The 25958-nt window shown below is 43.3% G+C and carries 25 protein-coding genes, 1 pseudogene and 1 riboswitch; of the genes and pseudogenes, 8 read left to right on the forward strand and 18 right to left on the reverse strand.

Annotated features, from left to right (window positions below; translation table 11 throughout):
* Nucleotides 1-47: 47 nt before the first annotated feature.
* On the reverse strand, nt 48-320 hold the full coding sequence (locus AC0YN6_RS03260; protein WP_475745082.1) for a CD3324 family protein: 273 nt from the start codon (nt 318-320) through the stop codon (nt 48-50).
* Between the two features lie 611 nt (nt 321-931).
* Here AC0YN6_RS03260 and AC0YN6_RS03265 point away from each other — a divergent pair.
* Nucleotides 932-1438 carry a C40 family peptidase gene (locus AC0YN6_RS03265; protein ID WP_475745084.1) on the forward strand — a complete coding sequence of 169 codons (507 nt, stop codon included), beginning with the start codon at nt 932-934 and terminating at the stop codon, nt 1436-1438.
* Nucleotides 1439-1480: 42 nt separating this feature from the next.
* Here AC0YN6_RS03265 and AC0YN6_RS03270 read toward each other — a convergent pair whose 3' ends face one another.
* The gene (locus AC0YN6_RS03270) at nt 1481-2254 is read right to left on the reverse strand and encodes a Cof-type HAD-IIB family hydrolase (protein WP_475745085.1); all 774 of its coding nucleotides are present in this window, start codon (nt 2252-2254) and stop codon (nt 1481-1483) included.
* Nucleotides 2255-2385: 131 nt separating this feature from the next.
* Nucleotides 2386-3120: an RNA polymerase sigma factor gene (locus AC0YN6_RS03275; protein WP_475745086.1), complete on the reverse strand. Its 735-nt coding sequence runs from the start codon at nt 3118-3120 to the stop codon at nt 2386-2388.
* A 177-nt stretch (nt 3121-3297) separates the two neighbouring features.
* Between AC0YN6_RS03275 and clpP the strand changes: the two genes are divergently transcribed.
* The gene (clpP, locus tag AC0YN6_RS03280) at nt 3298-3882 is read left to right on the forward strand and encodes an ATP-dependent Clp endopeptidase proteolytic subunit ClpP (RefSeq protein ID WP_475745522.1); all 585 of its coding nucleotides are present in this window, start codon (nt 3298-3300) and stop codon (nt 3880-3882) included.
* Here clpP and AC0YN6_RS03285 read toward each other — a convergent pair.
* The gene (locus AC0YN6_RS03285; RefSeq protein WP_475745088.1) at nt 3875-4771 is read right to left on the reverse strand and encodes an NAD(P)/FAD-dependent oxidoreductase; all 897 of its coding nucleotides are present in this window, start codon (nt 4769-4771) and stop codon (nt 3875-3877) included. The genes clpP and AC0YN6_RS03285 overlap by 8 nt on opposite strands.
* 565 nt (nt 4772-5336) lie before the next feature.
* On the reverse strand, nt 5337-6272 hold the full coding sequence (locus tag AC0YN6_RS03290; protein ID WP_475745089.1) for an EamA family transporter: 936 nt from the start codon (nt 6270-6272) through the stop codon (nt 5337-5339).
* An 81-nt stretch (nt 6273-6353) separates the two neighbouring features.
* A riboswitch (purine riboswitch) is annotated at nt 6354-6464 on the reverse strand.
* A 178-nt stretch (nt 6465-6642) separates the two neighbouring features.
* On the opposite strand from AC0YN6_RS03290, the gene AC0YN6_RS03295 reads away from it, so the two are divergent.
* Nucleotides 6643-8688: a molybdopterin-containing oxidoreductase family protein gene (locus AC0YN6_RS03295; protein ID WP_475745091.1), complete on the forward strand. Its 2046-nt coding sequence runs from the start codon at nt 6643-6645 to the stop codon at nt 8686-8688.
* A gap of 78 nt (nt 8689-8766) precedes the next feature.
* Here the strand turns inward: AC0YN6_RS03295 and AC0YN6_RS03300 are convergent, their stop codons facing one another.
* The 3 genes from AC0YN6_RS03300 to aroC all read right to left on the reverse strand — a co-directional run bounded on the left by AC0YN6_RS03300 (nt 8767) and on the right by aroC (nt 11579).
* Complete coding sequence (locus tag AC0YN6_RS03300; RefSeq protein WP_475745093.1) at nt 8767-9381, reverse strand: NAD(P)-dependent oxidoreductase; 615 nt, start codon at nt 9379-9381, stop codon at nt 8767-8769.
* Nucleotides 9382-9444: 63 nt separating this feature from the next.
* A complete protein-coding gene (locus AC0YN6_RS03305; protein ID WP_475745095.1) occupies nt 9445-10413 on the reverse strand; it encodes a 2-hydroxyacid dehydrogenase in 969 nt (322 codons plus the stop codon).
* 110 nt (nt 10414-10523) lie between these two features.
* Nucleotides 10524-11579: a chorismate synthase gene (gene aroC / locus AC0YN6_RS03310; protein WP_475745096.1), complete on the reverse strand. Its 1056-nt coding sequence runs from the start codon at nt 11577-11579 to the stop codon at nt 10524-10526.
* A gap of 116 nt (nt 11580-11695) precedes the next feature.
* Between aroC and AC0YN6_RS03315 the strand changes: the two genes are divergently transcribed.
* The gene (locus tag AC0YN6_RS03315) at nt 11696-12574 is read left to right on the forward strand and encodes a LysR family transcriptional regulator (protein ID WP_475745098.1); all 879 of its coding nucleotides are present in this window, start codon (nt 11696-11698) and stop codon (nt 12572-12574) included.
* Between the two features lie 58 nt (nt 12575-12632).
* Here AC0YN6_RS03315 and AC0YN6_RS03320 read toward each other — a convergent pair.
* The 7 genes and pseudogenes from AC0YN6_RS03320 to AC0YN6_RS03350 form a co-directional block, all read right to left on the reverse strand.
* Nucleotides 12633-13659: pseudogene (locus AC0YN6_RS03320) on the reverse strand (NADH:flavin oxidoreductase/NADH oxidase).
* 239 nt (nt 13660-13898) lie between these two features.
* Nucleotides 13899-14771, reverse strand: a complete 873-nt coding sequence (locus tag AC0YN6_RS03325) for a carbohydrate ABC transporter permease (RefSeq protein ID WP_475745100.1) — start codon at nt 14769-14771, stop codon at nt 13899-13901.
* 12 nt (nt 14772-14783) lie between these two features.
* Entirely contained in the window at nt 14784-15677 is an 894-nt protein-coding gene (locus tag AC0YN6_RS03330; protein ID WP_475745101.1) for a carbohydrate ABC transporter permease, read from the reverse strand.
* Nucleotides 15678-15745: 68 nt separating this feature from the next.
* On the reverse strand, nt 15746-17095 hold the full coding sequence (locus AC0YN6_RS03335) for an ABC transporter substrate-binding protein (protein WP_475745103.1): 1350 nt from the start codon (nt 17093-17095) through the stop codon (nt 15746-15748).
* Between the two features lie 16 nt (nt 17096-17111).
* On the reverse strand, nt 17112-18140 hold the full coding sequence (locus AC0YN6_RS03340) for a Gfo/Idh/MocA family protein (RefSeq protein WP_475745105.1): 1029 nt from the start codon (nt 18138-18140) through the stop codon (nt 17112-17114).
* A complete protein-coding gene (locus tag AC0YN6_RS03345; RefSeq protein ID WP_475745106.1) occupies nt 18137-18781 on the reverse strand; it encodes a ThuA domain-containing protein in 645 nt (214 codons plus the stop codon). Before AC0YN6_RS03345 ends, AC0YN6_RS03340 begins: the two co-directional genes overlap by 4 nt.
* Before the next feature lie 31 nt (nt 18782-18812).
* Nucleotides 18813-19664: a sugar phosphate isomerase/epimerase family protein gene (locus AC0YN6_RS03350; protein ID WP_475745108.1), complete on the reverse strand. Its 852-nt coding sequence runs from the start codon at nt 19662-19664 to the stop codon at nt 18813-18815.
* A 153-nt stretch (nt 19665-19817) separates the two neighbouring features.
* Here AC0YN6_RS03350 and AC0YN6_RS03355 point away from each other — a divergent pair, with 153 nt between their 5' ends.
* From AC0YN6_RS03355 to AC0YN6_RS03365, 3 genes are all read left to right on the forward strand, one after another.
* Nucleotides 19818-20720, forward strand: coding sequence for a helix-turn-helix domain-containing protein (locus tag AC0YN6_RS03355; protein WP_475745110.1), 903 nt, complete (start codon nt 19818-19820; stop codon nt 20718-20720).
* A gap of 193 nt (nt 20721-20913) precedes the next feature.
* Entirely contained in the window at nt 20914-21810 is an 897-nt protein-coding gene (gene trhO / locus AC0YN6_RS03360; protein WP_475745112.1) for an oxygen-dependent tRNA uridine(34) hydroxylase TrhO, read from the forward strand.
* A 91-nt stretch (nt 21811-21901) separates the two neighbouring features.
* Nucleotides 21902-22048, forward strand: a complete 147-nt coding sequence (locus tag AC0YN6_RS03365) for a hypothetical protein (protein ID WP_475745113.1) — start codon at nt 21902-21904, stop codon at nt 22046-22048.
* 88 nt (nt 22049-22136) lie between these two features.
* On the opposite strand, the gene AC0YN6_RS03370 is transcribed toward AC0YN6_RS03365, so the two are convergent.
* The 3 genes from AC0YN6_RS03370 to AC0YN6_RS03380 all read right to left on the reverse strand — a co-directional run bounded on the left by AC0YN6_RS03370 (nt 22137) and on the right by AC0YN6_RS03380 (nt 25154).
* Nucleotides 22137-22664: a hypothetical protein gene (locus AC0YN6_RS03370; RefSeq protein WP_475745115.1), complete on the reverse strand. Its 528-nt coding sequence runs from the start codon at nt 22662-22664 to the stop codon at nt 22137-22139.
* Between the two features lie 79 nt (nt 22665-22743).
* The gene (locus AC0YN6_RS03375) at nt 22744-23838 is read right to left on the reverse strand and encodes an SH3 domain-containing protein (RefSeq protein WP_475745116.1); all 1095 of its coding nucleotides are present in this window, start codon (nt 23836-23838) and stop codon (nt 22744-22746) included.
* 302 nt (nt 23839-24140) lie between these two features.
* Nucleotides 24141-25154 carry an SDR family oxidoreductase gene (locus AC0YN6_RS03380; protein ID WP_475745118.1) on the reverse strand — a complete coding sequence of 338 codons (1014 nt, stop codon included), beginning with the start codon at nt 25152-25154 and terminating at the stop codon, nt 24141-24143.
* A gap of 163 nt (nt 25155-25317) precedes the next feature.
* Between AC0YN6_RS03380 and AC0YN6_RS03385 the strand changes: the two genes are divergently transcribed.
* Complete coding sequence (locus AC0YN6_RS03385; RefSeq protein WP_475745119.1) at nt 25318-25839, forward strand: PCYCGC motif-containing (lipo)protein; 522 nt, start codon at nt 25318-25320, stop codon at nt 25837-25839.
* Nucleotides 25840-25958 lie beyond the last annotated feature (119 nt).

Here is a 25958-nt window from a genome sequence, read left to right on the forward strand (position 1 = left end):
ACAACAAAAAAAGCAGATGCTCGAAGCAATCTGCTTTTTGTTCTATATTAACATGATCGTGATTTTACAATTATCTTACGGATACTCTCGCATGATAAATGATATTTCCGCTCTAGATCAGCGACAGTCCATCCATTCGAATAATAAAGGTAAATTTCTTTATTACGTTCAGCAAGCAGCTTCCGCGTTCCGCTTACCTCACCCCAATGCGCGCGTTTCTCCGCAACCTTAGGAACATAAATCAAATCACCTTGAATGTATTTTTGAAGCTCTTGCAATAAGCTAGGGGGAAGCACATCTCTCCCATTTTTGTAGTTCACAATAAACGTCCTCCTCGAACAAGCTAATCTTTTTAAGGTTATTTGTTTTAGCAGTCATCAACATTTTTTGCTTCCTCCTTTCGTTTTTTGGTAAAGCGTGTAATTGTCTGAAATTAAAAAAAGCCATGGATTTCTTGTACCTCCATAGGTGCTTCTTTCGTGTGGGCACTTTCTCATTATATTGTAAGCCTTTTCTTCTGACAAGAAATGTTTAACAATATTTCCATAATATTTTTTGAATGAAATTAAGTATTAAAAAAGGAGACCTTGCGGTCTCCTTCATATAGGTGATCTCCGTTTAAACGGAGATCACCTCCAGGTTGTTAATCAAATCGATCATCTCCTTTCAACAAGATTTGTCGGCCCGACTTCATCAGTATATAGCGTTTATCTAGACTAGCGAAAGTGTCAGAACACTTATAAATGAACTTTACCAATATTACTGCTGTCAAGAGATAAAAATGAGTTTTTTATCATCACTTTTTAATAAAAGTGTTTTTGAGCAGCAGCAGCAAGGGGTTCATTCCTCATAGGTAATTAGTGGTTTTTAAATCTATGTTATGGTATTTCTAGCACATCACGCAGGCTTCATAACTCAAGGAGGTAACAACATGAATAACACAAAGAAACAAAAGTTTACTAGATTAATAGCAGGTATTGGAATCAGCTTATCCATTGCAATTGCGAGCGTTCCTGTCATAGCTCCACAACAAGCATATGCAGCGACATCAAGCACAACTAAAGCAAATAGCGTCATTGCTACAGGTAAAAAATATATTGGTGTTCCATACAAATTCGGTGCGAAATCAGGCATCACGAGCGCATTTGATTGCTCTTCATTCACACAATACGTATTTAAGAAAAATGGAATCACACTTCCGCGCTCATCCAAGCAACAAGCGAAGTCGGGTTCATATGTATCTAGAAAAAATCTTAAACCAGGCGACCTTGTATTCACTGACACTAATCGTGATGGCGTTATAAATCACGTAAGTATATATATCGGTAATGACAAGCTTCTTCATACGTACAGAGTAGGTGTTGGCGTTACAATCTCCAAGTTCAAAGGCAGCACATGGGACAAGACTTATGTAACGGCGAGACGCGTAATTAAATAAACAACAAGGCGGATCTCATCCATTGAGATCCGCCTCATTTTTTTATAACAGTCCTAACATTTTCAGTCCATGCATAATACCATCCTCGGTTACATCCTTTGTTACATAACGAGCGGCTTGCTTTACTTCATCTATCGCATTGCCCATAGCTACACTATGATAAACGTGCTTCATCATCTCGAGATCATTCAGACCATCCCCAAATGCATAAATATCTTCACTTTCAAAACCCGCACGTTCGATCAGCGCCTGAATACCGATTGCTTTCGAGCCGCCAGGAGGAAGAATGTCACTGCCAAAGAGATGCCATCGAATAAATCCAAGATCAGAAAAACCTTCCTTATAGCAGCTCTCATCCTCTTTCTTGCAATAGAGCAGGCATTGGTAAATATCCTTTCCGATGTAATAATCGGGCTCCATTGGCGGAAGTTTCATTCTCAGAGCTTCCTCTTCATGTTCCAAATAAGCGGTTTGATGAGTGCTTGATCGCATACCCTCCGGTGTCATATAAACTAAGGGATGCAAATTATTTAATGTAATCTTTGTAAGCTCTGCTAATCGAGCAGGATCGATCGAGTGACTGTAAACCACTTCACCATTGTAGACCACATAGGAACCGTTAAAACTAACATAGGACGCGATGTCTAATTGTTCACTTACAGGTTTGATCATGAAAGGTCCTCTGCCTGTGGCGATTACCAGCTCATGTCCTGCAGCTTTTAATTCCGCAATCGCTTGCTTCGTGGAGGGTGGTATATTTTTGTCATGATCAACCAAAGTGCCGTCTATATCAAAAAAAATAAGTTTTCGTGTCATTTAATTTGCCTCAATCCTTCATATTCTATTCCTTTAGTATAGCTTATTTCGTAAAAGTCTGCGTCCCTCCACATACACAAAAAAACCGCTGCCGCTGGGCATCGGTTTATTTGGCTAAGTTATAGTATGAATTAAGCTGCCAATTGCATCATTAATGAGTGGTCAACACAATTGTATATCTTGCTGCCAGTAGCTATAGACTTACGATTAAATGCGTTAATCGAAATAACAGCAGCTTCCGTAACTTCCCTCTGCGCCAGCTCGATTAGAAGCGTCAAATCCCCAGACTGATAGGCAAATGCCATTGCTCGTAACAGGCTTCTCATATCCTCATCCTCTGGAAAGCCTATTGTCTCATCACTTAATTCCTCTCTAACGACTTGCAAAGCATCTCGAGCTCGGCGGAGAGCGGCTTTGATCGCACCGATTGTCTTATTAAGCTGAGAAGCAGTCTCCTCTATCGAATAACCGAGCACATCTCGCAGAAGAAATACTGTACGTTGAAGTGGAGATAAATGGAGCATTAGTGAGTACAGCGCTTCTTCGTAATCTAAACTGAATAATTGAACTGTGGATTCAATATGACTCTCCTGCTGAATGAGCAGGTGATAATGATTTTGTCTTCGTAATTGATCGATCCATGTATTTTTGGCAATACGAAGCAATAAAGCTTCCGGGTTATTGTGATTGGAGTGTACGGAGGCTCGCAACCCCTTTAACCACGTGTCCTGCGCTAAATCGTCTGCATCCCAGACCGATCTTGTTAGAGACAGACAATAGCGATGCAAAACAGCTTGAAGCCGCTCGACATTAACTTGTTGGTTGAAGGATTCTTTATCGTTCAGCATATTTGTTTCATTCATCATTCTGCCTCCTCAGCATTTAACCGGATATACAAAAATTTGAAAGTTAACCTTACTGAAGTAAACGAATGAAACATGAATAAAGATACTCCTTTTAAAAAAAGAGATATGCCGTATCTTTTGATCACTTTTAATCGTTTACAGATGGAAAACATCAAATTCCATTGGGAGGTCACAATGATGAGTAATTATGTTCCATATGTAGTCGAACAGTCGAGTCGAGGTGAAAGATCGTATGATATTTATTCCAGGCTGCTAAGAGACCGCATTATATTTTTAGGTTCAGCAATTGATGATCAAGTAGCGAATAGTATCGTCGCACAATTATTATTTCTAACTGCCGAGGATTCGGAGAAAGAAATCTCCATGTACATCAATAGCCCTGGAGGTTCTACATCAGCCGGCTTTGCTATTCTCGATACGATGAATTTCGTGAAGGCGCCTGTACACACGATCTGCACAGGTTTGGCCGCATCTTTCGCAGCGGTACTCCTGCTTGCCGGCGAGAAAGGCCACCGTTCCGCCCTGCCTAACAGTGAGATTATGATTCATCAGCCTCACGGAGGCGCGCAAGGTCAAGCGAGTGACATCGCGATAACCGCCAATCGTATTTTGAATATTCGTTCTAAATTAAATCAGATATGTGCAGAAAGAACTGGTCAGCCTATAGAGAAAATTGAAAAAGATATGGATCGTGATTATTATATGTCATCGGAGGAGGCATTGAAATATGGAATCATTGATAAAGTGATTACGTCTATGTAGACAGTAAACTTTTATGAATCCAAATCGCTGCTTGACTGCCGTCTCCCATCGCAATCGTCAGCATTTCAGAATGTGCCGTCACGTCACCAGCAGCCCATACATGCTTCACACTGGTGAGCTTGGTTCGCGGATCAACGATGATGTGATTGTTATCCATCACTTGAGCTCCAAGCTGCTTGGCAATGGAGGAGCGAACCTCATTGCCTCCGAATGCTACAAAACATCGATCACGATAAATGGATGATCCATCTTCTAGTACAACGCCTTTAAATTGTTCATGTTCCGTTACAACAACACGGATTGCCTGTTCTATACAGGGTATTCCTTTCTCTATGAGGCTGGTTCGCAGTTCTTCGTCAATGGGAGTGAGCTCATGATTCACATAAATGAGCTCTTCCGTCCAGTGTGTTAGAGTTAGCGACATTTGTGCACCCGCATTTCCAGCACCTAGCACAAGTGTGGGCTTACCTGAAGTTTCGTAGCCGTCGCAATCTGGACAAACAAAGACGCTAATACCCATACAAGGAATAAGATTACCAAACTTAGGTAGACGATCTTTAACTCCTGTTGCAAGCAATAGTCTTTTTCCAAGGACACGAGTGCCATCTGAATTTTTTACGCGAAATAACTCATTTCCCCTCTCTGCTTCGATAACTTTAGATTGTATGAATGTGATGCCTAATTTCTCTGCTTGGGTTTTTCCCGCATGACGAAGATCGGCTCCACTAATCCCGTTAGGAAAACCGATTATATTATGGTAGCTTCTGCATATTGTTGATCTACCCTCGTCTGAATCAATAACGGCAACATGGTGACGATATCTTCCTAATTGTATGGCAGCTTGTAGACCAGCAATGCCTCCGCCTACAATCACACAATCATAGATCATCGTAATCCTCCTGCGAGTTAGTTTATGTCGTTTCTATAGGAATGGAGTTTTTATTATTTATGAAATGATAACCTACTATTCAAGGTATCTTATTGGAAATTGAAATAATGCTTCATATGGGACTTCAAATAAGTACTAAATGAAAATTGGGGCTGTCCCAAAAGTCATCAAAGATGGCGATGGGATAGCTCCTTTCTATTCAGAACAAATGTAGATTTATCATGCTGCCTATTTCGCCATTGTGCCTCTGTAGCGCCGGATTATCAGTAATAAGTCTAGAAACTAGACTTATATCTCTAAAAACGACCAATTCAACACAAATAGATCTAGAAACTAGATCTATCATGCTGCCTATTTCGCTTGCCCACAATTTGCTCAAGAAGGCGGCAATCGACCAAAATACAGAAATGGCGGTGCAGGGATAACCACCCCAACACCGCCATTTCTTTTTTCACCAATTTCTTCATCGAGCGAGCTGTCTCGTCAAGTGAGCAGACCTACTTTTGAGACAGCCCTAAACCCCATTTTTCGTTTATATTGTGTGTTGTAGGTTGAGAAGAATCCGCTATTGGACGCTTAATCTTCTTCGCTTGATTAGTTCTGGAAGTGCAATCCCGAGTAATACAACGATGACACCAGCCCATTGCAATATACTGACATGCTCATGCAGAACTATGGAGGAGAGCATTACCGCGACAGGCAGCTCGGATGCGCCGAGAATGCCGGCCATTCCTTCACCAACATGTGGAACGCCAATCGCAAACAATACGGGTGGAATAAATGCGCCAAACAAACCAAGTAAAAATCCGAAGAGCATTAAATCGCCCCATATAAGTCCATTAAATAAAAATGCTGGCGGGAATAATATGAATACGAGCAGCATGCCTCCTGTGATCATCCATACGCTGCGATAGGCTGGATGTACGGACGGGACCGCTTTTCCGCTAAACAAAATAAATAGAGAATAGCTTACAGCTGAAAGAAGTCCCAGCACTACGCCCATCATATTGAATTTCCCTGTACCCTGCTCAATGATGCCGGCAGCAAGCATAGTTCCGCCGAATAATACAATAATCGTTAATATCATAATGGCATTTGGCCGCTTGCGCTGACTGACGGCTTGAATTAAAACACCAATCCACGTGAATTGAAACAGCAATATAATCGCAAGGGATGCTGGAATGTACCGTAGAGATTGATAATATAGCAAACCAGTAATCGCTGTGGGTGCTCCTGCTGCCATAAGCAGAAGACGCTGCTTCCAAGTGATCCCTTTCATGCTTGTTAACGTATTCGACTTGCTCCCCTCGTTCACTGCTTTGCCGCGCATCTCACGCCATTTCATAAATAATGCTAGTGCCCATGCGAGTAAAAATCCAGTTAACAATTGACTCCCGACAACTTCACCCAGCTCGTAACCTCTGCCATACGCAATAACTACAATTGTAGACAAAATGCCATAGCTTGCGGCACCTAGAAATACGGATAATAAATATTTCATTTGTATGATTCCCCCTTCTGACGTTCAATAATCTCTGTAAGTTCGCATAAAAAAAATCCTAACTGCGAATATAAGATCAATATCAATTGATCACATATTCGTAGTTAGGAAGTTAAGGCTTCCCGTAGAAACCCCCACCCTATTCAAGCTTGCTGTTCGTGAGGTTATACGAATTATTAAGTTGTAGGGCACTGCTCAAACACATTGAATGTTACATGACAAGTACAGTACTGTCAATAGATAAATAACTGTAATGTAGGTTGAGCAACAAGTCTAATCGCGATCATTTTGCAAAAAAAAACCTCTATAGCCTGCGATTATGATATGATTGGACGACAAAAATTAGGCTGCCGGATGGAGTGAATGAACCATGAGCACTGCTATTCATAACGGGACAGTGAAATCTGTTTGTCCTTTTGATTGCCCCGATACTTGTGGGCTAAGCGTCACGATCGAGGAAGGAAAAATAACAAAAATTACAGGTGACTCGGAGCATCCTGTAACACGCGGAGCGATTTGCAATAAGGTTAGACAATTGAATGACCGCGTATATCATCCAGAACGGATCCTCTATCCAATGCGGCGTACAGGAGCAAAAGGTACACTTTCATTTGAACGGATTACTTGGGAGGATGCATATGAAGAAATTGCAGCACGCATGAGCAAAATTGTAGCTGAATACGGTGCGAGTGCCATTTTGCCCTACAGTTTTTATGGGAACATGGGCGTTCTTAATGCTGAAGGAATGGATCGACGTTTCTTTCACCGACTTGGAGCTAGTCAACTGGATCGCACGATATGCAACGCAGCTGGTTCAGCAGGATATACCTACACGATGGGTGCGTCCAAAGGCATTGATCCGGAGGATACGGTTCATACAAAGTTATTTCTTATTTGGGGCTGTAATTTAGTATCTACGAATATGCATCAGACGATGCTGGCAACGGAAGCTAGAAAAAACGGTGCAACGATTATTCATATAGATGTTCATCGCAATCGTACCTCAGCATGGGCGGACCGATTCATCCACCTGCGGCCGGGCACGGATGCAGCACTGGCTCTCGGCATGATGCACGTCATCATACGTGACGGATTAACGGATCAAACATTTCTTGTTCAACACACGGTAGGATATAAAGAGCTATCTGAACAAGCAGCCGAATATACTCCTGAACGAGTTGAAGAAATTACAGGTGTCCCTGCTGCTGAGATTGAAGAGCTTGCAAGATTGTATGGTTCTGCCTCTCCTGCACTCATCCGAATTGGCAACGGACTTCAGCATCACGATAATGGAGGCATGATTGTCAGAACCATTTCCTGCTTGCCTGCCCTAACCGGACAGTGGAACGTTCGCGGCGGCGGCGCTATTAAGGGAAACAGCTGGTATTCACGGCTAAATTCTAAGAAGGTTGAGCGTCCGGATTTAATGCCTAATCCCGATGTTCGCACGATCAGCATGAATCAGATAGGAGATGCGCTGCTCGATTTGACTCCTCCTGTGCGGATGCTGTTCGTCTATAATAGCAATCCGGCGGTCGTAGCACCTGATCAGAATCGGGTTCGGCAAGGGCTCTCACGAGAAGATTTATTTACGGTTACGCATGACTTGTTTTTAACAGACACCTGCAAATATTCCGATATCGTGCTGCCAGCTACATCACATTTTGAGAATTTAGATTTGTACACGTCTTATTGGCATCTTTATTTGCAGCTTCATGAGCCGATTATGGCACCGATGGGTGAATGCAAATCCAACTTTACTCTTTTTAAAGAATTAGCACTTATACTTGGGTTTGAACGTGATATATTTGATATTTCCGAAGAGCAAATGATACGCGAGGCGATAGACAGTGAACATAACCCATTGCTCACGGGGATTACATTTGATGAGCTGAAAGCACAGTCGTGGATGAAGGCTGGAGGAAATGAGCTTCCATCCTATACATCGAACATCCCAACTCCATCTGGAAAAATCGAGCTATTCTCGCAAAGTATGCAGCAAGCGGGTATGTCCCCTCTCCCTGCTCATACGCCATTGCGAGAGCCGGAGACGTATCCATTTTGGCTCATGACAGGACCGAACCACAGCTTCATCAACTCTACCTTCGCGAACCAAGAACGGCTGCAAAAGCTTGAGAAGGAACCGTTCCTTCATATGCATGCAGATGATGCTCATAATCTTGACCTCGTTGATGGAGAACGCGTGAAAATACGCAATGATCGGGGCGAGGTCGAGATCATTCTGCGTGTCGGTACTGATGTATTACCAGGCGTTCTCGTAACGCAAGGCCTCTGGTGGGATGATGAACGCAAAGGACACCAAGCGGTTAATATCCTTACACCTCAGCGACTCGCAGATATGGGCGGCGGAGCGACCTTTTTCTCAAATCGTGTAGAAGTGTTGAAAATAACCTAAATGTGAAATTGTATTGTCAAAAAAACCTGAACTCCTATGTTACAAAGGATTTCAGGTTTTTTCATTTATCCTATTCGATTAATAGCTAATACCCACTCGTTCTTGAATATAAGCGCACCTTAAGTATTCCATAACAGCAAATTCTGCTGTATCCGCGAATGAGATGGAAGTACCTCCAGAAGGAAGCACATCCTTTAGAATGCGATAAGCTCTTCGCTCATCCTCTTGAACAAGCCTTGTCGGACATACAATTGTCCATGCCAAATCGGTTTTTGAAAGTTCCAAATAAACTTGTTCATGCTCTTTAGCAGCATCGTGATGAACGCGTTTATTTTCGATGGATTGATATCTAAGAAGCTCTGGCTGAAGCTCACTTTGCAAAATACCAGCTGTCCCGATGGTTACGATTCTTTTTACTTTAAAATGCTTCATTGCAGCAATGATATGTGTCATGCCGCCGATAAGCGTCCCATTTCCTTCTGTATTTAAGGCACAAATAACACCGTCGACGCCTGACATGGCCTCAAACACATCCTGTTGATTGCGTACATCTCCGAGAAAGCTGCCTTGCTCCATCTGCTCAGGTGAACGTACGAAGCGCTTAAACGAAATGCTCTGATTTTCCAAATCACGCTTGATGTATTGACCGGTCTTGCCAGTTGCTCCAATTAACAATAGCTGCTGTTTCATCATATTTACGCTCGCTTCCTCTCCTTATTAAACAACTTCCACAATCAGAAGTGGATCAACAAGGTGTTACTGCAGCTCAGCCACGATGTTGGGCGGGGTTTGTCCAGTTAATGCGCTGACTAAGTTCTGTGCTGCAAGCATAGCCATATCAAATCTGGTTGCATATGTAGCAGAACCAATATGCGGCAAGGTCAACACATTCGCCATCTTTAAAAAAGGATGATTAACGTCAATTGGCTCTCTTTCATATACGTCGAGGCCCGCAGCTGAAATCGTACCTGACTGAAGAGCCTCAATCAAAGCCTGCTCATCGATCGTTTGGCCTCGCGACATATTGATGAAAATCGCTGATGATTTCATTAGTCTGAATTCTTTTGCACCGATTAGCTTGATCGTTTCGGGCGTAAGCGGCGCTAATAATACGACAAAGTCAGAAGCAGCAAGCAGTTCCTGAAAAGCGGTATAGCGGACACCAAGCTGCTCTTCAACATCCGGTTTGCGGCTGCGATTATAGTAGAGCACATCCATATCAAAGCCAAAACGAGCTCGTCGAGCAACGGTTTCACCAATCCGCCCCATTCCAATAATTCCGAGCGTTGCATGATGAACGTCTTTACCGAACAGCTTAGCCCCATCACCGGTTTTCCAATTGCCATCCTTCACATATCGATCCAGCACAGCCACTCGTCTTGCTGTTCCCAGCATAAGAGCAAATACAAGATCCGCAACCGTATCGTTCAATACATGCGGCGTATGAGTTCCGATGATTCCTCGTGCCTTCATAGCAGCGACATCGAAGTGGTCATATCCCACACTAATGCTGCTTACAACTTTTAAATGGGGCGACTGTTCGATTAATTCCTCGTTAATTTTTGCGCCAGCTGTTAAAAAACCATTCGAATTTGAAAGTTTCTCTAAGAGAAGCTGACGCGGAATCGGAGTTTGGCCTTCCCATTTATCAATATTACAGTGCTCAGCAATGTAGGCTTCAACTTCAATTGGGATTGGGCGGTCAATGAATACTATTGGTTTCATAATCAAGCTCCTCTCAAAAATTGTTATTTAATAAGAATAACATAACAATTAGCGAGAGCGTGAAGCATGATTATAATCTGTTATACAGTAAATATGATGCTGACCGATTCTTATGCGTGCATAGCAGCTTGACGCTTGATCAGATCTTCAACCACAATACAAGCCATTGCTTCAACGACAGGAATAATACGCGGACAGATACATGGATCATGTCTTCCGATCGTCTCGATCATCTTTTCTTGACCATGGATATCAATCGTATTTTGCGGCAAAGAAATCGATGAGGTAGGCTTAACCGCTATTCGAAATACGATTTCGGCGCCAGTACTTATGCCGCCAACGATGCCTCCTGCGTTGTTGCTTAAGAACCCTTCCTTGCTCATCTCGTCATTATGCTCACTGCCAAGCATCTCAGCAGCAGCAAAGCCTGCGCCGAATTCGATACCTTTAACTGCCCCAATCGATAGCATCGCTTTCGCAAGCTCTGCATCAAGTTTATCAAATACAGGCTCGCCGATTCCGGGCAGAACACCTCTTATTCTGCATTCCACGATGCCGCCGCAGCTGTCACCAATGGCTGCTAGGTGCTCGATCTTCTCAATCATGCGAAGCGCAGCTTCTGGATCACATGCTCTAACCGCATTTTTTTCGATCTCTTCCTCGACATAAGTCTCACATTTGATGCCGCCAATTTCCTTAGAATAGGCTACAACACTTATCCCGCGATTTTCAAGAAGCTTACGTGCAACTGCTCCGCCTGCTACTCGCCCAGCTGTTTCTCTACCCGAAGCTCTCCCGCTTCCGCGATGATCACGTAAACCATATTTTTTCAAATAAGTGAAATCTGCATGCCCAGGGCGAAAAGAATATTGAATATCCGAATATGCATCCGGCTTCATATCTGTATTGTGGAGCATGATAAACAAAGGAGTTCCCGTTGTCTTTCCTTCAAACATGCCTGATAGTATACGAATAACATCATATTCTTTCCGTGGTGTAGTTACAGAGGATTGTCCAGGCTTCCGACGATCCATTTGTTTTTGAATATATTGTTCATCCAGTTCGACGCCAGGCGTTACCCCATCAACAATAACACCGACCGCTTCTCCATGAGATTCACCGAATGTTGTTATTTTAAAGCTGTTTCCATAAGTACTTCCTGCCATGATGTTATCCTCCCGAGTGAATGCTTTGACGCATTCGTTATATGTCTATTATAATTTTGAATATGAAATAAATGAAATTGAAATATCGGAACCTTGTTATAGAGAGGAATTATATCATGTTATTGAATACGGAGTGGTATCGTATTTTTTTGCATACTGCGAAACTAGGTAATTTAACGAAAGCTGCACAAGAGCTTCACGTTACACAGCCATCGGTCAGCTATGCGATTAAGCAATTGGAAGCGCAGCTTGAAGTGAAGCTGTTTGACCGTCTCTCCAAGGGGGTTAAGCTTACTCCCGAAGGGAAAGAAGTACTTGAATATGTGGAGAAATCTTTTGCGATCCTGCATGCAGGCGAAACCCAATTACAAGCGCTCAGAAATTTGACTGCGGGTGAACTGAGAATTGGAGCAAGCGCTCCCGTTATGAAACATTTGTTGCTGCCGCTGCTCGATACGTTTCATGCGGAGCATCCCTCCGTTCGTATTCGACTATCTCAAGGAAAAACTGCGGATATTCGTGCTCGTCTCAAGTCAGGTCAGATCGATATTGGCCTTGTTCACTTGCCGCTGACGGATCATGATCTTGATGTCTCGCACCTTACTGATATACAAGATTGTTTTGTAGTGGGACAAGCCTATCAGCATTTAGCTGATATTCCCTTTACCGCCCAAGCATTAGCAGAATTGCCGCTCTTGTTGCTCTCCGAAGGAAGCAGTACAAGAGTTTTTATCGAGCAGTGGTTTTCTACACAAGGTGTAACTTCCGATGCTGATATGGAGCTCTCCAGTATGGATATGCTGATTGAGATGGCTGTTCGAGGTTATGGAGCAGCCTTTGTCACGCAATCATTCATTGATCAGGAGTTGAGTGATCAGAAATTGTATCAGTTAAAGACGATTGAACCGATTCCGACACGTTCTGTAGGTTTTGCAACGAGGCGTGGAAGCTCTTTACCCCTCATAGCTAAACGTTTTCTTGAATTACTTAAATAAAAGTAAGAAGAGCCACTCAGCATCTGAGAGGCTCTTCATATTGTTTACCATTTCATGCTTAGTATGCTCTACCATATTGTTTTGGCGGTAACGCCTCGCCATTTAAAGCTTGTATAGCATGCAGCGCCCAGTATGGATCACGGAGCATCCCGCGCCCTACACCGACAAGTTCAGCATCTTCATTGGCAATTGTCGCTTCAGCCAGCTTTGGATCATCCAGCAAACCGACCGCGATAACGGGAATCTGTAACGCTTCTTTAATGGCGCGAGCAAAAGGTACCTGATAGCCAGGATAATTTCCTGGACGACGAACTCCGGCGGGACCTTCGCCTCTGCTGGAAACATGAAACACGTCCACCCCAGCTTCTTTATATCGTTTGCTTATTTTTATAATGTGGTCCAAATCATAGCCGTTATCCATGTATTCAATGGCTGAAATACGCATAATGAGCGGCATGTCTGCTGGTATTACGCTTTTGACAGCCTGCACAACTTCGACGCCGAACCTTGCCAAATCTCGTCCATACTCATCCTCACGAATGTTCATACCAGGAGAATGAAATTGGTGAACCAAGTAGCCATGAGCGCCGTGGATTTCAATCGTATCAACCCGCTTCCACGGCTCTTCTTGCAGCGTCCTTGAATTGGTTCACAATTACTTTAATTTCTTCGATTGAGAGTGGCTTAGGTGTTTTGAAGCTAGGGCCAGCTGGAATTGCTGATGGGCCAACCGGTACTTCCGCATCCTCCGCTTTGCGTCCCGCATGTGCAATCTGAATACCTATTTTCGCATCGTATTTATGAACCTCATCAATGATACGTTTGAAAGCTGGTACTTGCTCATCTGTCCATAATCCTAAATCTTGATTTGAAATGCGACCATCTGGATCAACGTCTGTCATTTCAATAATGATGAGTCCAGTTCCGCCTATTGCGCGTGATACATAATGAACATAATGCCAGTCATTTGGTATGCCATCCATCGCTTCTACAGAATATTGACACATAGGTGCCATTACAATTCTGTTTTTTAGTTTTAGATTCTTAAGAGCAAAGGGTGTATTTAAATGTTTAAAAAACGTCATCTTGTATTCTCCTCTTTGTTATTTATTGGGGATCATGCTAGTTAAATTTTTACCACTATAATAAGATGAACGAAAGTGGTGGTCTTTTTTTTATATCGATTCCTTAAAATCTGAGCTACTGCGATTATGGTTTAATTTATAAATCGAATGTTCACAAGAAAAAGGATTGTCTCCGGCTGCCGCATTCGGAAACAATCCATTCACCTTATAATCCAGCTACCAGCGAAAAAGTTTGGGGGCTATCCCTTGACAGCCCCCAAGGTAAGGCCGCCTATAATACGTTTCGAGGCAAAAATAAATACAGTTATAATGGGAATCACGGAGATCGCGACCCCTAAATACATTGTTCCATAATCAGAATTATAGTATCCTCTGATCATTGCCACCAAAACAGGAAGAGGAAATTTTTCCTGTGAAAACAATAAAACCAGCGGATTAAGGAAGTTATTCCATGATCCAATGAAGGTAAATATCGATAAAGCAGCGATTGCTGGTGTAATTATAGGCAGCACAATACGGTTAAAGATGCGAAACTCACCGCAACCGTCGATCCGGGCGGATTCGATAATCTCGTTGGGTACCGTGCTATCGATAAATTGCCGGATGAAAAATACGGCATAAGCATTTGCCATTGCCGGTAGAATCAGTGGCCAGTAAGTATCAAGCATATTCAACGAGTGAACCAATTTAAAGTATCCGATAAGTCCCAATTGACCCGGCACCATTAGTGTGGCAAGCACAATCAAATACAACTGCTTATGCCATTTGAAATGATATTTCGCAAATCCGTACGCGGTTAAAGCACCCACATACCCTGATAGGAACACCGTCGTGACAGATAGATACAAACTGTTTAGAAAACCTCTGAAAATGTTGATTTGCTCTGTCATACGCGTATAGTTATCGGCTAGTGAACGCCCTGGTAAATAGAGAAACTTGGATGATAAATCGGCGTTGTTGTGCGTGGAATAAATAATCATCAGATAAAAAGGAAATAAGCAAATTAGCGTCAATAATATGAGCATCGCATAGACAACTACCCTGCCGTTAAATATCACAGACTTGCGTCGCTCATGAAGCCTTCTGCCTTTAATCATTAACATTTGCGACATGCCACAATCCCCTTATCCGTGTGATTTTTCTCGATTCAATAATTTAAATAAGATAGCGGAAAATACAATGATAATGATGAATAACGAATAAGCGATAGTCGCACCGTATCCGAAATTATTGTTTTTAAATGCCTGATTATATAAATACATGACGATGGTCAGCGTAGAATTCTCAGGAGCTCCTTGTCCGCCGGTTAATGTATAGGGAACGTCAAAAATTTGCATGCCCCCGATCAGGGATGTAATAACCTGGAACATAATAATGGGTTTTAACATGGGAATTGTGATTTTAAAAAAGGTTTGTGCGCGACTCGCACCGTCTACCTCAGCTGCTTCGTTAATATCGTGTGGTATGCCTTGGAGGCCGGCAATAAAAATGACCATCGCATATCCGAAGTACTGCCAGAAAAGAACGATTGCATTCAACAACCGCGCATAGTCTGGGTTGTTTTTCCAATCAATCGGGGATGCTATCCACCCCATATCTATCAAAAGACGGTTCAGGCTGCCTGTCTGCCAATCGAAAATGAGGCTTACCAGCAGTCCTATCGATGCGGCGGTGACGATATTCGGAAAAAAGAATACGGCACGAAAAAAATGTTTGCCCTTTATATACTTCTCATTTAGGATAAAAGCCAAAATGAGTCCAATCGTAAGCTGCGGTAAAACGGCAATGATCCAGATATAGAAAGTGTTATAGATAGACAGATAAAACACGTCGTCTGTCAGAATACGGATGTAGTTGGATGAGCCTACGAGTTGAGGCTCGTTAAAGCCGTCCCAATTCGTAAAACTTAGATAAAACGAGTAGAGAATTGGATATAAACCAAACAACAGGAAGGTGATGAAGAAGGGTATAATAAACAGGATTCCGTAATGCTCTTTATTGATGCGTTTTGCAAACACAACGATTCCCCCCTGAATTGATGTAATTCCTGGCCCTTGTGGCCAGGAACTACATTACGTTTGCGTGATTACTCCGTGCTGATTTCCGGATACGCTGATTTAACGTCCTTCTTGAATTGCTTTATAGCTTGATCCTTATCCATTTTGTCGTCTACATACAGCTTCACGCTTTTGCTGAAGGCCGCACCGATTTGAGAATCGTATTTTGATAATGGAATGCTTTGGATTTTGATCGCTGTGTCTTTTAGAAATCCGTATATGCTCTGGCCGTTCAAGAACGGTTCTTGCTGGACGGAAGCAATCTCCTCTACTACGGGAACGCTGCTGACAAAATCGCCTTGCTCAGTTCCGTAAGTTTCTAGGAATTGTTTATCTACCGTGTAGAACTTAAGAAACTCCCAAGCCAGATCCTTTTTTTTGCTCTTCGAATACATGGAAATCCATGTTCCACCTCCCCAGAAAGGTGCCGGTCCTGCTGTTATTCCCCATTTTCCGCTGGTATCCGGCGCGTTCGCCTTCAATACATAATGCAAACCCCAGGATGGTAAAGCATAGAACATGACATTTCCTTGCTGCATAGATGATGAGTAGCCTGGACTCCCTGAATCCAGCATGGCATCCACGTTACGATTACGCGCCTGTTTGGCCAGATCGTATACTTCCATCCTGGCAGAATCAATGATTAATTTCTGATCTTTAACCCACGGATCTGTCGCATTTCCGAACTGCACAGTCAAAATATCCGACCAAGAAGCAAGTGCATGCGTCTTACCGTTAGATTCGGCAGCTATCTTCTCACCCAAAGCGAAAAATTTCTCCCAATCCGCAATGTAAGTCTTCACTTGCTCCGGGTCATCCGTTCCTAGGTACTGTTTCGCCAAATCGCGGCGATAGTAGAAACCTCCGGGTGTTGCCTGCCATGAGATGCCTTTTACAAGGCCTTCGGTGTCACGGGAAATATCGGCAACATATTTGAACTGATCATTTAGATAAGATTCCGCATCATAAGGGGATGCCGAGAGATTTTCTAAGGCCGGATGGTCGATCATCTGGCCCAGCATACTCACTTCAAGGAAGAACAAATCCGGTGCACCGGCTCCTGTCTGAAGGACGGATCGTAGCTTGTTCATATATTCTTCCGATGGAATTTGCGTGTATTTCACTTTAATTTCAGGATAATGCTCGTTGAATTTCTTAATGGCATAACCCACGTCGTTTGTGAAAGACCAGACGGTGATTTCTCCCTTGAGTTCAACTGCCGACGCCGATTCCTCTTTATTGGCCGAATTTACTGACTTGCCGCTTTCATTCCCCGTCCTAGATTTCCCAGTTTCGCTGCTGCCTGAGCTCTGGCCGCATGCGGCCAGGGCGCTCACGATAAAAGTCAGGATTACAGTGAGTATCCAAATCTTCTTCATTTACATCCCCCTCTTCTTATCGTTTCAGCAAATTGAAAGTACGATCCTTTAAGGGTAAGTGCAATTTCTGCTGCAGCAACCCGGACTGGTACCCTGCCATGATAATCTCGGTCGACTTTGCCCCGTTAGAAGCATCAATTTCGCCATACTGTTTATGTTCATAGGAAGTAAGGATGTCTTGCAGCGCTGCATCCATTCCATTTACCTGAACGGCGTTGCTGACATAACGGGTCCGCAAGATTTCCGGCTGGGAGACATGCTGAATGGTAAAGTCTCTGCCACCGTCACCAAACGTAACCGTCCCGTCCGTTCCAACGATGCGCAGACCTGCGGAATCCAGATGACTCCCAAGATGAATAGTACTGATCACGCCATTCTTAAATTGGAATTGAAGCAGCATATGATCTTCAACTGGATGGCCATATCGGACCTTGCCACTTTGTGGCGCACCTGAAACGACCCATTCGACGGCTTCGTCATGCATAAGAAACCGGTGCATGTCAACCCAATGGGTGCCCCAAGACATCAAATCCCATCCACTCCCGACCCATCCTTCCAGCCTGTCCACTTTCCCGAGCGCCCCGTCATCAATCATCTGTCTCGAAACCTGGTACGGCCACTCGTATCGACGTTGGTGATTGACGAACAGACGGGCGCCAGCTTTCGCACAACGCTCAACCATTTCATCGACCTCATCGATGCCTACCGCCATCGGCTTCTCGCACCAGATGATTTTGACGCCTGCTTCCGCAGCATAAACAGCCATTTCTTTATGCAGTGTCGGCCAAGTGCAAATGCTTACTATATCGGGTTGTTCCCGGTCAATCATTTCTTTATAGTCGTTATAGATTGCAGGTACTCGAAACTCATTCGCAAAAACCTGTGCATTCTCATTTGATATATCAGCAACCGCAACGATTTTGACCCGTTCATTCAATCTGTAAGCGTTTCCATGTGAATACGCAATCGAGAAGCCCTGCATGTTGGAATCTACATCCGCTGTTGGTCTGCCGCATCCAATTATAACTGATCTGTATATGCTCAATGGTTACCCTCCTGTATCGTCCACTTACATGCATTTTTGAATAACTGAATGTATTGCGGATGAGCAACTGCCCTTTCGTCATGTCCAATCATGATCGCCACTACGCGTGAGTTACTGCTATTCCTGTGCCAGACCATCGGGTGTCCTCCATTCTCTTTATCTGTCACGGCGATTATATGATTACCTTCGCTGAATTCCAGATCATAATACATTTCATCCATAACCTTGAATGATTCAGGAACGTGCTCGAGAAGCGGATGCCCTTCGACCTTCGTGACGGTAAATCTATAGTCCGGTGCCGAATGATTGGAATGCCCCCATTTCCATACAGCACCGACATAGTCTATGTAAGATGGCCAATCATCCCAGTTCCCGATGGAGCTATGCATCACGACAACGCCTTTGCCGTGCTCAAAATGGTTGTTAAATTGCTCTTTTGCATGTTCACTGATCGTGTGTCCCGATCCGGTCCACAGACAGCTGTTCAGCACAAGAAGATCGCACTCGGTGAAAGGCCGGCTTGTGAATTCTTCGACATCCTCCGTTACATAAACCTCAAAGCCGTTATCCTTCAGATAACGTTCGAGTATTGTAGTTGTCGCAGTGACCATCGAGCCGCCGCTAAGGATAAATGCTCGCACTATATCTTCCTCCCTAAGCATGGTGTCTTCTTCATATAGCTCCAAGAGCTTTTAAGTATTCGTAGCTTCTGGTAACCGCTTGATCACCTGCGATTTCCAATGTGGTATGACCGTCATATCCGCATTTAACGAGTTCATTAAATACGCCTTTGATATCAATCGCGCCTGTACCAAGAGCAATTGTACTCATCCCGCAGCCAAACCGTTTACCACGTTGTTCGATCATTTCCTTCGGTAGATCCTTCCAGTGAACATGCTTGATTTTTCTCCCGAACACCTTCACAAACTCAACCGGGTCGGCTCCGCCCAACCAACAGTTGCCCGTGTCCAGGTTAATGCCGAGATGGTCAGGATTACCCAAACCGTGCAGAAGTTTCTCTAGCCCGGAGACCGAATCCGTTAATTCACCGTGCGGTTCAAGAAGCAGCGTTATTCCATGATCCTTTGCAACCCTTAGCGGCTCGTACAGCTTCTCAATCACGGAGAACACTTTCTGATCCTCGGTAAGGCCGTGACCAAATTCAGTCATAGGCTCACCTTCCGTGGTAATTACATATTCCACTCCGATGGCTGCAGCGGAGCGGATGGCTTTGATGATTTGTGAAGTACCGTACCGCCAAGGAGCGCTGGGATCGAGCAAGTTGGCATGGGCACAGAACGTTGTAATCGTAAGCCCTGCCTTCTCGAACATTCGCTTAAGATCATGAGGATTCCCATCGAGACTAGCGGTCGCAGCAAACCCAAATTCTACACCGAGCTGTCCGCCGTCACGGTTATCCGTTACGTCTGCATACCGGAAACCTAATGCCCGAATCCGTTCCAACTGATGCTCCAATACGGTAAAAGGATCAACAAGCGCAAAGCAGCCAACTGTCATTGCCATTAATAACACCCCTTAAATTATTCGCTACAAGAATTATCTTCTCATATAATAATGTGCGGTAATATAGTAAGAACACTCTGATTTTTGACCATTTGCACTTAAATTACTTCGGTGATATAATCCTAGAAAATTGTATGATAAGGAGTGTCTGCAATGATATCGATTGTACTTCCGGATGTGGCAAACACACTGCAGATCAGGGGGTTCAGCGCTTCCGTAGTGGGACCAGGTTGGTCGTTCCCCAATCATTTTCATCCCTCTTTCGAACTTCTTTATTGTTTTGATGGAGAGGTAACCGAGTGGTTGGAGGATAATCCGGTCATGTTCAGACAAGGGGATTGGTTGCTAATTCCTCCCGGCTTCAAGCACAAGACACTGAATCAAACGAACAACAACTTCACTTTTATTACGTTAATGTTTGACATTGATGACCCGCACTGCCGCCAGGAGCTGCAATCTTTGTCCAATATTCTGGTAACCAAAGCAGATACGGCTATGACTGAAATTCCCAATCACTTGACATTCTTGGACTCCATCCTTTTACAGCACACCTTAAATGAACCAACCCAATCACATTCACTCATGGTACGGCTAAGTCTACAGGCATGCATCCTATTGATTTTAAAAGACGTCATGTCCCTTCTTAAACAAAACAAAGATTCGATGGATGGGCAGGATAAAACGGCCAATATTTACGAACTTACAATTGCAAATCAAATCCAAGAAATGTTGTACACTTCATTGGAGGAACCCGATACGACGATTCAAGAAATTGCCCGCAGAATCGGCATCAGCCGTAACCGCTGTACACAGCTTTATTCCAAGGTTTACGGCATATCTCCGCGCAAATATGTAACCATGCAAAAGATTCACCGTTCGAAAGCAAAGTTATCCCAAACAGATCAAAGCATTGAATCCATTGCTTTTGAGCTTGGCTTCTCCTCACTCTCCCATTTTAGCCGGCAATTCAAGCGATGGACTGGTATCTCACCTAAAAACTATAGGCCGCGGCATAAGGTCATAGAATGTCAGATATTCAAAGATGTCGATATCTAGAAATCGACTCTATTCTTTGCCTGATTCCCCGAGCTGTATTCCTCCTGCTTGCTCTTTACTCAAATCCGCACTTTCAATATTGTTGTGATTTATTATTGGAAAAAGTTCAAAAAAGGTTTTTTGTTGATATTATTTGCGCCGTAAATTATAATATAGAATGCTTTTATTTGTTTACGGGAAAGGAACGACAACGATGAGTGATATGAATAATTATCAAGTTTTATTGTATTATAAATTTGTAGCTGTACCCGATGCAGAGCAGTTTGCTGCCGAGCATCTTGCATATTGTAAGAGTTTAAATGTCAAAGGCCGTATTTTAATTGCGGATGAAGGCATCAACGGAACACTCTCAGGCACAGTTGAGCAAACAGAACAATATATAGCACATATGCGTGCGAATCCACTCTTCTCAGACATGGTGTTCAAAATCGATGCTGCCGATCAGCATGCATTCAAGAAAATTTTTGTGCGTTACAAAAAAGAGCTTGTCACTTTGCGTTATGACAAGCCGTTGGATCCGAACACCCTTAGTGGTGCTCGTCTCTCGCCAAAAGAGTTCCACGAATATTTGCAACGCGAGGATGTCATCGTGCTTGACGGAAGAAGCGATTACGAATATGACCTAGGTCATTTCCGTAACGCGATTAGACCTGATCTTGAAACGTTTAAGGAATTCCCTAAATGGCTTCGAGAAAATATGGCTGATTTCAAAGACAAGCCTATCCTTACCTATTGCACAGGCGGCATTCGCTGCGAGAAGCTCACAGGCGTGATGTTAAGTGAGGGCTTTAGCGATGTGTATCAGCTTGAGGGCGGTATCGTAACCTACGGCAAGGATGAAGAAGTACAAGGCAAACTGTTTGATGGCAAATGTTATGTTTTTGATGAAAGAACCTCCGTTGTCATCAACCAAACCGACGAAGCTGTTGTTGTTGGCAAATGCCACCATTGTGCTCAGCCGGCTGACACTTACATCAACTGTGCGGATGACTTGTGCCATCGACAACATATCGTGTGCAAAGAATGTGAAGAAACGAAGCACGGCTACTGCTCCACAGCATGCGAAGAGCACGTCGTTAGCGCAAAATAATTAGCTTGTAATTGAAGGTTAATTTGCAGGAACATGGATAACCTAAACTAGCCTCGGTCTTGAAGGCAATTAAGCTAGTGGAGGTTATTTGATGGCTAACAACAAACACAAGTCGATTCCAAGTAAGAATCAGGCGTTTGAAGACAGCTCCAAAGAAGCTGAAAACAATTCGGCGTCGGCTAGAGCAGAGAATAGCAATCAAAAAGGCCATGTTCCTAATAGTCCATCGACGGGCTAGCCTGCTGAATTTTGTTTGAAAAAACGCAAAAGAGCTGTCCATGAGGTTTTACTCTCGGACAGCTCTTTTTGTATGTGTTTAATTAGCACTAGGTTTGAATGATCGCTTCCCAGCGATGCTGATATTGTGTAAGACGCGGATGAAGCCTAGCAGGCTCCTCCGTCAGTAAAAGCCTGACTTTCACGATCCATTCCTCAAACGACGAGAAGGATGCAAATAGATTCGCCATATCTCCTGTCATTAGAATAAAAAGAGGCCTCGGGTAGGTTTCCGCCAAATGCCTTAAGGCAGAATCGATAGGAGTATACTTTTTACGTTTAATCTCAAATCGTTCAACAACAACATTTTCCACTTCACGGTCTCGTTTCCACTCATGCAGCCGATCTTCACGCTTAAAGAATGGGCTTACTTCCTCTTTAGACATACGTTTTAAGCTTTGTTCATGCAATGGATAAAGAACAAGCTTACGAAAAGAACGCTTCTTCATCCAATCTACAGCTAAATCAAGCTCTCGTTCTGTCGTATGCTCGAATGAATCATAATAAACAATTGTACCTTTCAGCTCATCTGCTGGCGGCTCATAGCCGAATGGCATCTTTTGAACGTTATTACTCATGCAGCTGCAGCCCCCTACCCTTCTATGTCGTCAGATGCTTAGGATTTGAAAATAACATATTTGGTAGGAAAATGCCATGTCAGAGCTTCCTATAATCGCTTTTCATAATGTTTTTCACTAAACCTGACCATTTGGAGTTGGCGGGACAATACTTCCTCGCCACTTTCTCTATGGTGGTGAGCCCCTTGCCGACGTAATTTTTGGAGAGGAGCTGTCCAAATTTCCGAACACTGTCTCCTTTCGTCTTAAAGCTGAACGCTTTGTTATACTTATCTCCATCAATGGCATTCAAGCCGAATAAGTTATTTTTACTTTTGGCCAAGCGGCTTTTGCCATTTCCGCTCTCAAGCTTCATAACAGCGATTGTAAAATAAGCATTAATTCCGTACTCATCCTCGACCTCAAGGATAGCTTGTTCCAAATCATGCCCAGAAAGCGCTGTGCCTTCAAATATTTTTTCAATATGCTCTATAGTTAAACCAGAATCTGACTCTACGGTTGATGTCGGCTTGGTTAACTTTTCCTCCTCAGATTCGTCTAACATCTTCAATTGCTCTACTCGTACTGCTCTCATTTCATTACGTCCGATTGTACGCTTGGGTTGACTCTCTTCGGTGTAAGAAAGGATAGATACTTCTTTTTTTGCTTTTTTGGCATAACCGCCATGGATAAAGCCCCGGCCTTGCAGCTCAAGCCAGCCATTATCTGTTTCTCCAGTAACCTCTAACGATGTCCCTTGTTTCACAACTTTTATGATATCCGATTTAGAACTCGGTTTTGTTCGTATATTAAGATAATACGCAGTAACCTCATATGTAATGGATTGCTCTTCGGCAATGGCCGGCGGCTCTATTACTTCGGGATTTGATTCAGAAAGGATACTTGGAGGCGATTCAATTGGGATGACCTCTTCTGCATTTAACGCAGATATGGAGTCAGTGCTTGGCGCAGCTATTTGAGGGGATGTGGGTATAGCGGTGGATAGAGAAATTGGTTCTTGGGCGGGAACAGTAATCGATATAGGGCTGAATATGGAATCATTCTCGCTTTGTGCCTTCTCCAACGATTGAGTCTCTAAATCGTTATTTAAAGGATGGACGTACATGCCTAATGTAATGACTAAAGATAATATAAGCAGGTAAAAAAATAAATGCCGATTCAACTTTTTTCGCATTATTATACCTCTCCCTTAAGTTAATTAAGTATACCTGTTACGATATAGGTTTGATGGCGAGAATAAACAGATACCAAGAAAAAGTGGACGGTCTGTGAAGATTATATGTCGCTGTTTCCATCAAAAGACGAGTTTTTATGCTGTTTGAACATTATGAGAAAAAATTTAATTTTTGCAAGGTGAGGCTATAAACGCAAAAAAAGCCCATATTCCCTGAGGAATACGAACTTTTTCTGAACGCAAATTTGATCAAAAAAAAACTTATTTTGAGATATCTAAACTGCTCATCTGCATTCATTTGTTTACAATTTTTTCTTAAAACCAGCCGTATGAGCAGCAATTATCGAATCCATCTGCTCATTCCACGCCGCATCTTCTGTGCAGCGCTCATGATGAGCTTCAAACCAAGCCACTGTGCGTTTAATTCCTTCTGCAAACGATAGTGTGGCTTCAAATTCCGGAACTATGTTTTTAATTTTTCGGTTATCAAAAACACTAGTAACAGCCTTGTCGCCGAGCAAGCCTCCCTCAAGGTCTGGATCATGCGAGATGAGAAACTCGGATGAAATATGAACAAGTATAGGTTCCACACCTGCAGCTGCGCCAATGGCCTCATAAACCTGATTCCACGTCAGCACCTCGTCTGAAGTAATATGATAAGCCTGCCCAATTGCTTCTGCTTGCCCAAGCAAGCCAACAAAACCTTTAGCAAAGTCAGTGTTATGCGTCATTGTCCACAGAGATGAACCATCACCATGTACAATAATGGGCAGTCCAGCACGCATTCGAGCAACGAGCGACCAAGGATGCTCCCAACTATTTAATGCAGCAGGAATCATTGTATCTCCGTAGGTAAATGAAGGTCTTACTATCGTAACTGGAAAACCAGTTGACGCTTGCTCAGCTAACAATAGCTGTTCACAAGCAATTTTATCGCGAGAATACTGCCAATACTGATTTTCAAGCGGTGTCTGTTCCTCTGTTATGATGTAATGCTTTGGCGGCTTCTGGTAAGCTGAGGCCGAGCTTATGAATATGTACTGGTCTGTACGTCCACGGAACAACGTGATGTCCGTGCTCACATGTTCCGGTGTGAACGCAATCCAATCAACAACAACATCAAACTGATGGCCCTCAAGAGCCGCAGCCGCCTGGATAGGGTCGCGAATGTCACCTTTAATGACCTTTGCGCCATCTGGAACAAATTCGTCCCGCTTCCCTCTGTTAAATAGATAAAGCTCAATCCCTTTTTCTAATGCTAGTTTGGACACAGCTTCACTAATTAGGCCAGTTCCACCAATAAACAATACCTTCATCGTCAATCGCTCCTCTTTTATACTGGCTTTTGATACGATTAAATGGGAAAGCTTACGGTTATAACCATTGATATCGTCAATTAATAGTACCATATTGACTAATCTATTAATATTTGAAAATGCTATAATAAATGCAACCATATGAAATTAGGAGTGTATACACTTGAATCGATTTGCAAGAACGACAATCTATTCTGTCCTTCTATCCTCCATACTGCTTAGTGCGTGCAGCAATCAGCCTATCTCGACAAATTCAGCAGTAAACACGCATAGCAACAATCATGGGGATCATCAAACAGCATCAGGAGATTTGCAAGAAACGACAGCCTCGCTGGAAGTTCTGCCTTCTTTCTTAGATGGCTCCTCGGATATGCTTCGGACGGCTTATCAGACTGCGGCAACGGTAACGGATGTTCTACCCTTTATTCCTTGCTACTGCGGTTGTGGCGAAAGTGCTGGTCATGAGAGTAATCTCAACTGCTTTATCGCTGAAATTAAGGACGACGGTTCTGTTGTCTGGGATGATCACGGCACTCGCTGCGGTGTATGTATTGAAATTGCTGTAACTACAGCAGCCATGAAGTCCTCTGGAATCGAAGTAGAGCGCATTCGCCAAATCATTGACGAGACGTACAAAGAAGGTTATGCCAAGCCAACGCAGACGAAGCTCCCTCCTGCTTCTTAATGAGTAGGATTTTAAATATCCCTGTTAAACAAAATGACAGCCTAGAACCACAATTTGTTTTGTGTTCTAGGCTGTTTTTTATGACCTCTTATTTAATAACGTTAATTGTGCCTCACTTA

It is taken from the genome of Paenibacillus sp. J22P15 (assembly GCF_056269345.1).

Bases quoted from the DNA above. Each gene is read 5' to 3' on its own strand.
- AC0YN6_RS03355 (WP_475745110.1), top strand. From the start codon at position 19,818: ATGATATCGATTGTACTTCCGGATGTGGCAAACACACTGCAGATCAGG.
- AC0YN6_RS03370 (WP_475745115.1), bottom strand. From the start codon at position 22,664: ATGAGTAATAACGTTCAAAAGATGCCATTCGGCTATGAGCCGCCAGCA.
- AC0YN6_RS03275 (WP_475745086.1), bottom strand. From the start codon at position 3,120: ATGATGAATGAAACAAATATGCTGAACGATAAAGAATCCTTCAACCAA.
- AC0YN6_RS03315 (WP_475745098.1), top strand. From the start codon at position 11,696: ATGTTATTGAATACGGAGTGGTATCGTATTTTTTTGCATACTGCGAAA.
- AC0YN6_RS03270 (WP_475745085.1), bottom strand. From the start codon at position 2,254: ATGACACGAAAACTTATTTTTTTTGATATAGACGGCACTTTGGTTGAT.
- AC0YN6_RS03285 (WP_475745088.1), bottom strand. From the start codon at position 4,771: ATGATCTATGATTGTGTGATTGTAGGCGGAGGCATTGCTGGTCTACAA.
- AC0YN6_RS03335 (WP_475745103.1), bottom strand. From the start codon at position 17,095: ATGAAGAAGATTTGGATACTCACTGTAATCCTGACTTTTATCGTGAGC.
- trhO (WP_475745112.1), top strand. From the start codon at position 20,914: ATGAGTGATATGAATAATTATCAAGTTTTATTGTATTATAAATTTGTA.
- AC0YN6_RS03375 (WP_475745116.1), bottom strand. From the start codon at position 23,838: ATGCGAAAAAAGTTGAATCGGCATTTATTTTTTTACCTGCTTATATTA.
- aroC (WP_475745096.1), bottom strand. From the start codon at position 11,579: ATGGCAGGAAGTACTTATGGAAACAGCTTTAAAATAACAACATTCGGT.
- AC0YN6_RS03300 (WP_475745093.1), bottom strand. From the start codon at position 9,381: ATGATGAAACAGCAGCTATTGTTAATTGGAGCAACTGGCAAGACCGGT.
- AC0YN6_RS03305 (WP_475745095.1), bottom strand. From the start codon at position 10,413: ATGAAACCAATAGTATTCATTGACCGCCCAATCCCAATTGAAGTTGAA.
- AC0YN6_RS03290 (WP_475745089.1), bottom strand. From the start codon at position 6,272: ATGAAATATTTATTATCCGTATTTCTAGGTGCCGCAAGCTATGGCATT.
- AC0YN6_RS03350 (WP_475745108.1), bottom strand. From the start codon at position 19,664: ATGGCAATGACAGTTGGCTGCTTTGCGCTTGTTGATCCTTTTACCGTA.
- AC0YN6_RS03325 (WP_475745100.1), bottom strand. From the start codon at position 14,771: ATGTCGCAAATGTTAATGATTAAAGGCAGAAGGCTTCATGAGCGACGC.
- clpP (WP_475745522.1), top strand. From the start codon at position 3,298: ATGAGTAATTATGTTCCATATGTAGTCGAACAGTCGAGTCGAGGTGAA.
- AC0YN6_RS03265 (WP_475745084.1), top strand. From the start codon at position 932: ATGAATAACACAAAGAAACAAAAGTTTACTAGATTAATAGCAGGTATT.
- AC0YN6_RS03380 (WP_475745118.1), bottom strand. From the start codon at position 25,154: ATGAAGGTATTGTTTATTGGTGGAACTGGCCTAATTAGTGAAGCTGTG.
- AC0YN6_RS03365 (WP_475745113.1), top strand. From the start codon at position 21,902: ATGGCTAACAACAAACACAAGTCGATTCCAAGTAAGAATCAGGCGTTT.
- AC0YN6_RS03295 (WP_475745091.1), top strand. From the start codon at position 6,643: ATGAGCACTGCTATTCATAACGGGACAGTGAAATCTGTTTGTCCTTTT.